Source organism: Weeksella sp. HMSC059D05 (genome assembly GCF_001809725.1).
Classification (GTDB): Bacteria; Bacteroidota; Bacteroidia; order Flavobacteriales; family Weeksellaceae; genus Weeksella; species Weeksella virosa.
The window spans coordinates 1-12,724 of sequence record NZ_KV798535.1; the positions used below are offsets into that span (position 1 = coordinate 1).

At 34.6% G+C, this 12,724-nt stretch carries 11 protein-coding genes; 5 read left to right on the top strand and 6 right to left on the bottom strand.

Features of this window, described 5'->3' with window-relative positions; all coding sequences use genetic code 11:
- Positions 1 to 41 precede the first annotated feature (41 nt).
- The gene (locus tag HMPREF2660_RS04715) at positions 42 to 1,697 is read right to left on the bottom strand and encodes an ABC1 kinase family protein (RefSeq protein WP_070485874.1); all 1,656 of its coding nucleotides are present in this window, start codon (positions 1,695 to 1,697) and stop codon (positions 42 to 44) included.
- 244 nt (positions 1,698 to 1,941) lie between these two features.
- On the opposite strand from HMPREF2660_RS04715, the gene rpsA reads away from it, so the two are divergent.
- The gene (rpsA, locus tag HMPREF2660_RS04720) at positions 1,942 to 3,756 is read left to right on the top strand and encodes a 30S ribosomal protein S1 (RefSeq protein ID WP_013597884.1); all 1,815 of its coding nucleotides are present in this window, start codon (positions 1,942 to 1,944) and stop codon (positions 3,754 to 3,756) included.
- Between the two features lie 369 nt (positions 3,757 to 4,125).
- Here the strand turns inward: rpsA and HMPREF2660_RS04725 are convergent, their stop codons facing one another.
- From HMPREF2660_RS04725 to HMPREF2660_RS11110, 5 genes are all read right to left on the bottom strand, one after another.
- On the bottom strand, positions 4,126 to 4,626 hold the full coding sequence (locus HMPREF2660_RS04725) for a TlpA family protein disulfide reductase (RefSeq protein WP_013597883.1): 501 nt from the start codon (positions 4,624 to 4,626) through the stop codon (positions 4,126 to 4,128).
- Positions 4,627 to 4,729: 103 nt separating this feature from the next.
- Positions 4,730 to 6,913 (bottom strand): TonB-dependent siderophore receptor, encoded by a 2,184-nt coding sequence (locus HMPREF2660_RS04730; RefSeq protein WP_070485876.1) that lies wholly within the window; start codon positions 6,911 to 6,913, stop codon positions 4,730 to 4,732.
- Between the two features lie 106 nt (positions 6,914 to 7,019).
- Positions 7,020 to 7,562 carry a 16S rRNA (guanine(966)-N(2))-methyltransferase RsmD gene (gene rsmD / locus HMPREF2660_RS04735; RefSeq protein WP_013597881.1) on the bottom strand — a complete coding sequence of 181 codons (543 nt, stop codon included), beginning with the start codon at positions 7,560 to 7,562 and terminating at the stop codon, positions 7,020 to 7,022.
- A complete protein-coding gene (locus HMPREF2660_RS04740; protein ID WP_013597880.1) occupies positions 7,562 to 8,341 on the bottom strand; it encodes a DUF3822 family protein in 780 nt (259 codons plus the stop codon). Before HMPREF2660_RS04740 ends, rsmD begins: the two co-directional genes overlap by 1 nt.
- A gap of 4 nt (positions 8,342 to 8,345) precedes the next feature.
- Positions 8,346 to 8,468 (bottom strand): hypothetical protein, encoded by a 123-nt coding sequence (locus HMPREF2660_RS11110; protein ID WP_255356414.1) that lies wholly within the window; start codon positions 8,466 to 8,468, stop codon positions 8,346 to 8,348.
- Between the two features lie 109 nt (positions 8,469 to 8,577).
- Here HMPREF2660_RS11110 and kdsB point away from each other — a divergent pair, with 109 nt between their 5' ends.
- The 4 genes from kdsB to HMPREF2660_RS04760 all read left to right on the top strand — a co-directional run bounded on the left by kdsB (position 8,578) and on the right by HMPREF2660_RS04760 (position 12,717).
- Positions 8,578 to 9,303, top strand: coding sequence for a 3-deoxy-manno-octulosonate cytidylyltransferase (gene kdsB, locus HMPREF2660_RS04745; protein ID WP_013597879.1), 726 nt, complete (start codon positions 8,578 to 8,580; stop codon positions 9,301 to 9,303).
- Between the two features lie 82 nt (positions 9,304 to 9,385).
- Entirely contained in the window at positions 9,386 to 9,934 is a 549-nt protein-coding gene (locus HMPREF2660_RS04750) for an HNH endonuclease (protein ID WP_013597878.1), read from the top strand.
- Positions 9,935 to 10,045: 111 nt separating this feature from the next.
- Positions 10,046 to 10,708 (top strand): LolA-like protein, encoded by a 663-nt coding sequence (locus HMPREF2660_RS04755; RefSeq protein ID WP_013597877.1) that lies wholly within the window; start codon positions 10,046 to 10,048, stop codon positions 10,706 to 10,708.
- A 47-nt stretch (positions 10,709 to 10,755) separates the two neighbouring features.
- Entirely contained in the window at positions 10,756 to 12,717 is a 1,962-nt protein-coding gene (locus HMPREF2660_RS04760; RefSeq protein ID WP_070485878.1) for a site-specific recombinase, read from the top strand.
- Positions 12,718 to 12,724: the final 7 nt, after the last annotated feature.

Consider the following 12,724-nt stretch of genomic DNA (forward strand, 5'->3'; position numbering starts at 1 on the left):
TTAAGAACTATCTTTTCTACTTCATCCTACCGTGAATTAGTTTATTTATTTCGTATAATAAGCATAACAATATTTAATGCTGTGAATATTGATAAGGCGAATCCTATCCATGCTAATAAAGGAATTCCTCCTATCATGGGCCAGATTTCTGTTGAAGAAAGATAAGATGATCCTAATCCAAAGGTTAATGTAAGGATAGCTAAAACGAGCTTATTTATACTGTTTTTGACTAAATGCTCAATTTTTGGAAGGTCTTGAATATGAAAATTAAGACCAAATTGATTGTTAAGTATTTTATTGATTAGTTTTGATAAATCTTCGGGTATATCTTCTATTAAATCTTTTGAATTTTTGATTTTCTCAATCGTCTTTTGAGTAATATTTTTAGGGTGTAGCTTTTCTTTTGCTATTTTTTTAGCATAGGGTTGGATGGCTTTTTGTAGATTTAAATTGGCATCTAGTTGTCGACCTACTCCTTCTATAAGTGCGATTCCGCGCAAAAGTATATAGATGAATTCTGGCAAAAGTATGTGATTTGTATTCAGTATTTGGTTTATTTTTCTGATAATTACTTGTATGTCGATAGTATCTATGGTATTGTATTCTATATAATCGATAATATCGATAATTTCTCGTGCCAATTGGTTTTCATCTTCGATATAATACGAAATTGCTAATTTTTTCAGGTTTCGAATTATTTTATGTGCATTTTTAAATCCAAAATTAATGACAATCTCTTCTAATCGTTGCTTATCGAGATTTGTTATATATCCCATCGATCCGAAATCGATAAAAGCTATCTTACCGTTTTCGAGTAAAAAAATATTACCAGGATGAGGGTCTGCATGAAAAAATCCATCTTCTAAAATTTGTTTCACATAGATATCAAGTCCTTTTAGTACAATTTTTTTAGGATCATATCCCATGGCCTCTATTTTATCTTTCTCATTGATTTTGCGACCACTAATAAATTCCATACACAATATATTATTATTGCTAATTTGTGGGTAAACTAAAGGAACGTACACATCGGGTGAAACAATAAAATTATGTCTAAAACGCTCTATATTTTGGTATTCATTCGTAAGGGAAAGTTCTTTTCTTAAAGAATTTTCGAAGCTTTGTAAAATATGTTTGATGTTTTTTTTGCGTAGTTTTTCATAATTTTTTTCTAGATATTGGGTAATATCTCTAAGGATAGCTAAGTCGGCATCGATAATTTGCTCTATATTTTCTCTTTTTACTTTGAGGACAACTTCTTCACCAGAATGAAATTTTGCTCTGTACACCTGTGAGATAGAAGCTGCAGCAATTGGTTTTTTATCAATCGATTGAAAATATTTAGAAGCGGGGAAAGAAAATTCTTCTTCAATTTTTTTTTCAATATCCATCTCTTCTGGTTGTACATTATCTTGTAATTTTTGCAATTCTGCAATCATTTCTGGTGATGCTAAATCTTTTCGATTGCTGATTAATTGACCGAGTTTTATATAGGTAGGACCCAATTCTTCTAATGCTAATCGAAATCTTACATATATATTTTGTTCGAAAATTCTACGCGCTTTAGGATTCCATCTCGTAAAAAAACTAGGTGTAAGTGTTTCTATGTTCGATCGAGCAATTAACTCTTCTAATCCATACTTCGAGATAACTTGTGCAACTTGAGAAAAACGTTTCAGTTTTTTTACACTATCCATATTCTGTATTGGTTATAAATTTTGATATATTCTTGCAAAAACTACTCCATCTTTTGCCATAAAACATACTAAAATCTTTCATTATCAAAATAATACATAAAATTTAAAAATAATGTTGTAAATTTGCATCCGCTTAGTGGCTAATCGAACCGAGTATATTTATATTAATTATTATTAACACCTCTCAATACTTAGTTGCCACGGTGGTTCGAGTCTAAAATGTTGAGATACAAATGAATATTTTATGTCGAAAGAGACAAAAAAAGAAGAAATTCAAGAGCAAGTTCTTGAAACTCCTAAAGTAGAAAATTTAGTAAACGCTAACGTACCTCAAGAAGAATTTGATTGGGATTCTTTTGAGTCTGGTTTAGGTGAAGCAGATCGTAAAGAGAAAGCCGAACTAGAAGCAATGTATGATGATACTTTAGAAGACTTATCAGAAACAGAAGTTTTTAAAGGTAAAGTTGTACGTTTAACAGATAAGGAAGCGATTGTGGATATCGATTTCAAATCTGAAGGAGTTATTTCTTTAAATGAATTCCGTTACAATCCCGACCTTAAAGTTGGCGATGAAGTGGAAGTAATGGTTGATCAGCGTGAAGACAAAAACGGACAATTAGTTCTATCTCACCGTAAGGCACGTACATTGAATGCTTGGGCTGCAGTGAACAATGCACATGATACACAAGAGATAGTTAACGGATATATCAAAGCTCGTACAAAAGGTGGTATGATTGTAGACGTATTCGGAATCGAAGCATTCTTGCCAGGATCGCAAATCGATGTGAAACCAATCCGTGACTATGATCAATATGTAGGGAAAACGATGGAGTTTAAAGTTGTAAAAATCAACCCAGAATTCAAAAACGTTGTTGTCTCTCACAAAGCACTTATCGAGGCTGATATCGAAGAGCAGAAAAAAGAAATTGTTGCTCAATTAGAGAAAGGTCAAGTATTAGAAGGAGAAGTGAAAAACATCACTTCGTATGGAGTATTTGTAGACTTGGGAGGTGTTGACGGTTTAATCCACATCACAGACCTTTCTTGGTCGCGAATCAATCATCCGTCAGAAATCTTAGAAGATGGACAAAAAATCAATGTTGTGATTTTAGATTTCGACGAAGACAAATCAAGAATCCAATTAGGTATCAAACAATTAGAGCCACACCCATGGGATGCTCTAGATCCGAACATGAAAGTTGGTGATCGTGTAAAAGGTAAAGTAGTTGTATTAGCTGATTACGGAGCATTTATAGAGGTTGCCCCAGGTGTAGAAGGTTTAATCCACGTATCGGAAATGTCGTGGTCTACACACTTACGCTCTGCACAAGATTTTGTAAAAGTAGGAGATGAAGTAGAAGCAGAAATCTTAACATTAGACCGTGATGAGCGCAAGATGTCTTTAGGTATCAAACAATTATCTACAGACCCTTGGACAGATATTACAGCCAAATATCCTGTAGGATCAGTACACAAAGGTAAAGTACGTAACTTCACAAACTTTGGAGTATTCGTAGAATTAGAAGAAGGTGTAGATGGATTAATTTATATCTCTGATCTTTCTTGGACGAAAAAAATCAAGCACCCATCAGAATTTACGAATGTAGACGATATTTTAGACGTAGTAGTTCTTGAGTTGGATGTAGAAGCACGTCGTTTATCTTTAGGTCACAAACAATTGACAGAAAACCCTTGGGATAAATACGAAGAGAAATATGCTGTAGGAACTGTTCATACAGGAAAAGCAGTTGATGTTTTTGATAAAGGTGCAACTGTACAGTTTGACGATGTTGACGTAGAAGCTTTTGCTCCTGCTCGCACGCTAGAAAAAGAAGACGGGTCTCGTATCAAAAAAGGAGAAGAAGCTCAATTCAAAGTAATTGAATTCAACAAAGAATTCCGTCGTGTAGTAGTTTCTCATACCGCAATATTCCGCGAAGAAGAAGCGAAACAAGCTGAAAAAGTAGCGGAAAACAATAATAAAATCGAAACTTCTACATTAGGAGATATCGATGAGTTAGCTGCTCTTAAAAAGAAATTAGAAGAAGGAGGAAACTAAATCCTAAGCGAATAAGATAATTTCTTATATACAAATAAAACCCGCTCAGATTACTGTGCGGGTTTTGTTATTATGATAATAATCGATATTTTCTAAAATACCACTACTACTTTTGTAATCGATCATCGAAACCAGTTTATACAATTGGTTTTGCACATGTTCATCTGGTAGCAGAGTTTTTTCAATGTTAATTATACTAGTAAAACGAATTATAGCTTTTGCACTAAGTTCTCTTTAGACCAAAATATAATTAGAATGTAGGCTTGCTATATTTTTCTAATGAATATTGCATTGATACATTAATTATACTCTATAAAGAAAAAACCGTTCTATTTTTCAGAACGGCTTTTTTAGGTTTTCGGTAAGACTTTATTTTTTCAAGTAAGAAAATAAATCACGAAACTCGAGAGAGCCCTTCTTGTAGGTTACCAAGTTTTTATCCTTATCATACAGATAGAAAGAAGGGAAGGATTGTGGATTGAAATTGAAAATAAACTCATCATTCGAATCCAAAAGAAGCGTTACATTTTTAGCATTCTTAAAATTCTCACCATAAATATCAAAAAACTCTAGCACTTTATCTTTTGGGTAGGTAGAAACAAATATCAAATTGGTGTTCTTGAATTTTTCTGAATTATCATTCATATGTTGCACAGCTATTTGGCAGTGAATACATTCTGTGGTATAATAAATAAAAAGAGTTTGTCCTTTTTTAGGAAGATTTTTATCAGAAAAAATATTCTCTTTCAGAAGGTTGATGTATTCAAAGGTCGGCACTTTCTTAGGGATTTCGTTATTGGCTTGCCCAAAAACCATCATACAGCCCATAAGAAATACTAAAAGGAAACTAAGCTGTTTTGTTGTTTTCATATAAAAATATTTTTCGAAAGTTAAAAAATATCACGCAAATAAAAAAAGGGAAGCTTACATGAGGCTCCCCTTTTTTTGATTAAAAACTATTTATGGATGAGGGTTAAAATTTAAAAATAACTTGTCCAGCCATATTAAACGGATCTATTTGGTTGATATATCCTCCGCGGAAATATGAGTTGTATCCGATTTCGTCTGTAATGTTGTTGAAGAACAAACGGAAGTCAAAACGTTTCAGCGAGTAACCAACTTGTGCATTTAGCGTTGTGTATTCTGGCATGTTGAATGGTTTTGTGTTAGGATCTGTATCATGGATAAATGGTAATTTTGTAAACTCGTTGGTCGGACGAGAACCAACATAATAAACACCTGCAGAAAGTGATAAACCATCAATAAAGCTATTGGTATTTCTGAATTTGTATTGCAACCAAGCATTTGCCGTATTATAAGGAGCATTCATAGGACGTGATCTGTTTACATACGACGGAGAATTATTATATCGTGCATCTAGATACGCATATCCCAAGATAACCTGTAGGTTTTGTAACGGACGTCCCGTAACTTCAACCTCTACACCTTTGCGTTTTAGATTTCCGGCCAAATCATACAAACCAGTTGGAGTGGTTCCTTCATAAACTTGATACGAAAGATTCTCATTGTTCATATCGAAGTAGGTGACATTGGCACGTAAACGATCCTCGAACCAATCTGTTTTCACTCCAAACTCAAATTGTTTGGTTCTTGATATACCTACTGTTCCACCATTTTGTAAAGGATTCGAAGCACCTCTCAAACTAGATGTTGTCGTATAAGATCCAAATAAGCTGATGTTTTTGGTAGGAGAAATCATCAAGCCAAGCATAGGGTCGATTACATCATCTGAATTTTGACCTGAGTATGACCAGCGTAAAGCTCCGACCAATTTCACATAATCTGTTATCGCTAAATGATGTTGGGTCATGAAACCGTAGAAGAAATCTTTCTGTAATGGAGAAAAATTATTCAATTGCATTTTTCCCCAATCAAAATTGTTTGGCATTTGATTAGTAAAGTTGTCCAATACATTGATTTGATCAACATCAATCCTTGTTACGGGTTTATCTGCAGTACCAAAGTTTACTCTTCTATTATCTACACGTACTGTGGTGTAATCATAGCCTAATTGCCAATTCCATTTCACGATACCAAACTGGAAGTCTTTCCCCATCAAATCTACTTGGATGGTTGAGTTTCTATCGTCTTTGAAACTTCTCGACAATGCACGATTACGAATCGCATAATCCTTAGATCCTCTTGGTAATGATAATATAGCACCTTGCGAATCGCGTTCGTTTATTGAAGAGTAATAGGCTATACGTGCAGTTATATTATCGGTTAATTGGCGAGTACCACGAAGAGAGTAAGTTATGGCTTCTGTTTTATCAAAATCAGTATCAAAACCTAAAAACTTTTTACCGATATCGTAAAGTGCATTTACGTTGTTTGGTCCTAAGTTTACAGTACCACGATCCGGAACACCATCAAATTTTAGATAATCCATTTCGGCAACAAATTCTGTTTTGCTATCTGGGCGCCAAGCAATCGATGGCTGAATGTAGAATTTTTTGTTGTTAACAACATCTCTGTAGCTATCCATTTGTTGGTAAGCACCCGTTAATCGAGCAGCCAGTTTTCGGTTATTATCCAAAACTTGTTGTACATCAAAAGTAGTTCTTATTTGGTTCCAAGATCCTACACGTAATCCAATATTTCTTTGGTTCACGAAACGAGGCGTTTTGGTTACTAAGTTGATTACTCCTCCTGCAGCTCCCAAACCGTTCCCTACACCTTGCGTAATGGCAGCAGAACCTTTGATAACTTGTACAGATTCTATCCCTTGCATATCAGCTATCCCAGAAGCTGTACGGAAGTCAGAGTCTTGGCGGACACCGTTGCGTAAAATTGGGGTTCCTCGGTAACCACGAATCGACATAGATTCTCTATTTCCACCGTACGATGCAAACAAAGTAACACCAGGAACGTTGCGTGCAACATCGGTAATGCTTAGCGCTCCTTGATCTTCTATTAGTTTTTCTGAGAGGATAGAAATTGTTTGGATTTGATCATTCGGATTCACAGGGAATCGAGTGATTGATTCTAATCCGCGTTGATTTTTATTTCGATCTCCAAAAACTTCGACACCTTCTAGCTCACGAACAGTGTCTTTTTTTTCGGTAGCATCTTGAGCAAAAAGTAAGTGCGAGGCAAATAATGCAAATGTTGACAAAAGGAGTTTATTTTTTCTCATGATAAATATTATTTTTATTTATTCTAAATAACTTTTGCAAATTTAGTTAGACTAATTATAAATAAAAAAATAATTTTATGAGATTTATCAGTAAATGTTAAAAAAATTAAGAAAAAAAACTAAAGTGTACGTTACCATATTTTTTGTGCAAGACGAAACCTTCCAGATCATCAAATGAATATTCTTTCGGATGTTCCATTATCAAGGTTCCTTCTTCGGCCAGCCAACCATTGGCTTTGATGAGTTGCAAAACTTTCTGAAAATCCTCTAAAGAATATTGATATGGTGGATCGATAAAGATAATATCGAATGTTTGCGTTGCTTTTCTTTCTAGAAATTTATAAACATCTGCTTTTATTGCATCGATGCGATCTTGTGCTCTAATCTTACAAGCAGTTTCGTTAATAAACCGAATGCAACCATTGTGTTGGTCAACAGCTGTAATATGTTTAGCACCACGAGAAGCAAACTCGTATGTGATATTTCCTGTCCCAGCAAAAAGATCCAAAACGGTTATTTCATCAAAATACCATTCATTATTGAGGACATTGAACAAACCTTCTTTGGCAAAATCTGTGGTCGGACGAACCGGTAAATTGGCCGGAGCCGAAATTCTTTTTCCTTTGAATTCTCCAGAAATTATACGCATTAGAATAAATTATATAAGGTGAAATTTTCGCAATAATTTTCGTCTTTCAGTCCTAGATGAACGTTGCGAATTTGTTTTTTTAATTGCTGATAATAATCAGAACTTGCAGTAATTTCTCCGAAACAGTAGACAGAACAATGGGTATAATCCAGCTCTAATTGTGTGAGAACAACCAGCGTAAAATATAAAAAATCGTCGATAGACTGCAACGGAAATACTGCGTAATATTGCAGTTGAGCTTGCTTATAAACTGCAATCTCTAATTGTTGTTGATGTAGATTGAGAAACATTTCTTCATCCTCACCAGACGGATGTAAATGGTCTAAAAACAATTTCCCTGAGTGAAACAGCTGAACATTTCGTAAGCTTTCTATTTCTAGTAATGCATCTTTTATCGTAGTCGAAATTTCATACACAATGCTTGCATTCAAAGAATCGAGTGGGCTATCGAGATAATTTTTCTTTTCGCCACTTGTCGTATTTTCATTAGGAAGTTGCATTAGTTGCTCGAACGGAAGATCTAGAAACTCATTCGGGATTAATTGCATTTGGTTAGTCAGAAAGGCTAAATGTATACGATGATAGGATTGCCTGAAAACTAAATTGCTTTTCAGTTCTTCGACAATATCTTTCTCGGCAATTTTTGTTGCTGTATGTTCTGTCCGAAAAACCTGAACATTTTGGAAGTTAATTTCCTGTTCGGTATCCTTCAAGGTTGCGTAAATAAGGCTTGTCGGGGTTAGTAACAACGCCAAAGATTTTGTGTTTTCTGCATGCATAGAATTACGGTTTTGCTTGCGTTTGTAGTGCTTGTTTGGTTTGATACGTTTCTTTCAGGTCGAGCATATAGGTGCAAACTAACGCAATGGCAAAGATGATAAGAATGATTTTGAAAAGATTCTTCACGCTCAAAATTTGTGTAAAGTTAAAGATTTCAAAAGATATCCTCTAACTTATTCGTTCTATAATTATTCTTTTTCTCACATTTGTTATCGATTATAACTAAAAAATACGAATGAAAATAATTGCTGTTATTCCCGCTCGTTATAGCTCTACTCGTTTTCCTGGTAAATTAATGAAAAAATTAGGAGAGAAAACTGTCATCCGAACGACCTATGAAAATGTCGTAGAAACTCAACTTTTTGATGAAGTTTTTGTAGTAACAGACTCGAAGCTTATCTATGATGAAATTTCTATGCACGGCGGAAAAGTAATGATGAGTATAAAAGAACACGAAACAGGGAGCGATCGTATTGCCGAAGCTATAGAAAATATCGATGCCGATGTTGTCCTCAATGTACAAGGTGATGAACCATTTATTAACCGAAAGGCTTTGGCTGATTTGTTAATGACTTTCCGTGGAGAAGAGGCAGAAGATGTTTCTCTTTCTACCCTGAAAATTGAAATCAAAAAAGAAGAAGAAATCCATAATCCGAATGTTGTAAAAGTGGTAACCGATGCGCAAAATTATGCACTATATTTCTCTAGAAGTCCGATTCCTTTTTCGCGAGACACTACTTTTCATCCTACCTATTATAGGCATGTTGGTGTATACGCTTTCCGTAGAGAAGCGCTACTAAAGTTTGCAAAACTTGCACCTTTGCAAAACGAATTGGCCGAAAAACTAGAACAATTACGGTATATGGAGTATGGGATGCGAATAAAAGTAGTGGAAACAGATTTTGTAGGAATCGGGATCGACACAAAAGAAGATTTAGAACAAGCCCGAAAGCTACTTTAATTGAATATCATTAATTTGGTTATCAGCACCTTATGTGGTATGGAAATTGTGGTGAAATAGATGTTTTTTAATACCACAAAAAATGAAAGAAGTTTGGAAAGATTATGAGGATGAAGAATTAGCGACCAACCGAAGCTTCATGGTCTCGAATTCTGGATTAGTAAAAAAAATATATCAAGGTTCTGATAGATTCAAAATTGTCGAAGGAACCCTAAACAATGGGTATAGAATAATTTGGATTGTTCTAAAGGATGGGAAAAGAACTGCTTGGTATGTGCATAAAATGGTGGCAGAAACTTTTTTAGAAAATCCAGAAAATAAAAAATATGTGGTTCATTTAGATCATAACAAACTTAACAATGCAGTAGAAAATCTACAATGGGCCAATCATGATGAGTGGAAAGAACACAATCAGCATCTTTTCAGAAAAATGAAAGGACGCTCTCGCCTAAATAATTTACCCAATAGTAAGTTGACTGAGAAACAAGTGCGGAGTCTAAAAAAGAAATTGGCCAACCCGAATAAAAAAATAAAAGTAGCTACGTTGGCCAAACAATACAATATATCAGAAGGTCAGATATATAGGATAATACGTGGCGATAATTGGTCACATATAAAAATCGATTCATAGCAAAATTATATCCTGCCAAAAACTCTAAATAGAACGTTAATGTTTTGCAAATCCATGCCTTTGTGAATGGATTTCTTTATATATTGGCTCGATTATAAAATTAATGTATCTATGAAAACCGCACTCTCAGTACTAGTATTTTTATTCTCTACCGTTTTTTTGTTGGCGCAAAATGCCGAAGAAATTGTACAGAAAAATATAGAAAACACTGGAGGAGAAAAAAGTTGGATAAATCTGAACAGCATAATTCTCAAAGGAGACGTAGCTTTGGACGTGAATAATACTTATCCATTAGTAGTCTATCACAAAAGACCTTACCACAAACGAGTAGTATTTATCATGAACCAAAAGGAAGTACTCAACGAAGGATACGATGGTAAAAATGGTTGGACGTACAGCGACATCCTCAAGAAAAATGTTGTCGTACCAAATTATCAGCCAGATGCATTCGACTCTGATTTATTAATGTATAAAAAGAAAGGATTTACGGTACAACTTGTAGGGGAAACAGAAGTAGAAAAAATACCTGTATACAAGGTAGCATTGAGTAAAAATAAAAATATTACTTATTATTATTTTGACAAGAAAACCTATCAATTATTAATGGAGGAAAACAAAGAAGAAACTTTGATATACTCAAATTATAAGAAAATTAATGGGCTAACCTTTGCCATGAAAATTGTAGGTAAACCCAAACAAGGAGGCGAATATGTGGTAACTTTCAGTGAGATAAAAATCAATCCATCGATTAGTGAAAAACAATTCAAATTTTAATTTTACAACGATATTATTGATACCTTTGTCTATAAAAATGAGTGTGCATGAAGTTAGAAGCTCTATTAACTATTTCCCAATCCTATGACAAAAGCTATTTAGTAAAAGTTCTAAAGTTTGCCCGAAAAAATTATCCCAATGCAATAGACTTCATAGACGATCTCACCTCGACGCTAGAGAGAGATTCTACTTACCGAGAAAAATTCCTCAAGCTCTATTCAGAAAGTTTCCGTCAGTTAAATTTTATAGCCTATTTAGTAGATTCTGGTATAACCACGTTCGATGGTTTATTTTCGATGATTCGAAAACGTATTGGCGATTTTATTTTGCCAGAAATCGAAGATAATAACGAACTATCGTCATTGCTGAATGAAATTTTTTATGAACAAAAGAATTTTAAATGGGTAAAACTAATTCCCAAAGATCGCTGGCAACGATTGTATAGTGTTTTGCTTTCTGATACATCAGAAGAACAGATGAAAGAAATCCATGCCAATATCCAATCACAATTATTACAGTCCATATCTATCCTCAATGATAGAATAACAGGAGAGTTTGCAGATAAAGAATTAATACGTTACACGAACGAAGTAAATTACTTAGATAATCCAGTATCTAAATTATCACTAAGAATAAACCGGATTGTTGATAAAATCGAAGTTAATTTTGATACATTAGAGATCAAAAAACATATAGTCGATTGTAAGATTTTATTAGAAAACATTCTTACACAAAAAGATTACAAAGGAATATCGCTAAAAGTTGCATCGAAACTCAATACTATGCAACAACAATTGGTACGTTTACAGTTGTTGATTAATCAATATAACCGTCTCAATACAGCAGGAATTGTCGATTTTCTTACCCAAGCAACCAAATCATGGGTGGGTTTCTATTCGCCCAAAAATCTGGTAAGCAATCAGTTGAGTGCTACAGTCTATTTGGTAACTTTCTTAGCAACCTATCATAACGGGAAAACAGGAGAGAAATACATTACTTCTACTGCTAAAGATTACATAAAAATGTTTTCTACCGCGTGCGGTGGTGGGTTTATCGTTTCCATTTTGTGTTTCATCAAAGTACTAATTAGTAATGTAGACAATGCATCGCCTTTATTTCACGGTTTCTTCTATAGTCTAAATTATGCCATCGGATTCAGTACCATATACCTTTTGCATTGGACACTTGCAACAAAGCAACCATCGATGACTGCAGCACGAGTAGCACAAGCCATTAAACCAACAGAGGGCAATGAAATCAACGTAAAAGACTTTACAACATTGTTTGCTCAACTCTCTCGTTCACAGTTTATTGCCTTTATGGGGAATGTGATTGCAGGATTTGGGATTTCATTAGGACTGTTCTATATCATAAAAGACATACTGAAAATAGATTTCATAAAATACTCTAAAGCCTATCAGTTTTGGGAAGAATTGGTTACGATGGACGGTAAAATATTTTGGTTTGCATCTATTGCCGGTGTATTCTTGTTCATTTCTGGACTCATTTCTGGATTAGTCATTAACAATCAACGATATAATAATATACCCGACAGGATATACAATCATCCCATCCTCAAACGGTTATTTTCTACCCATAAACGCCGTAAAATTGCCCATTGGTTCGAGATAAATCTCGGAGGAGTTGTCGGGAACGTCGCTTTTGGTTTTATGATGGGAATGGCCTTTTTGGTCGGGCAATTTACAGGTATCCCGTTCGATATCCGACACATCACTTTTGCCGCTGGAAACTTAGCCATCGGTATCGGAGGAATCGGTTATCATTTCGATATTGCTCCGTTAATTATCGCTTTTATCTCTGTATTTCTGATTGGGGGATTCAACTTTATCGTAAGTTTTACTCTATCGTTGCTCTTGGCAATGCGCTCGAATAATATCCCATTTGCCAAAATATTCTCACTATCTTTACAAGTCATCAAAGCTTTTGTCCAAAATCCATTTCCGTTTATCATCCCCCCACTATGGACCAGAACCAAACAAGAGGCATAGAATCGAA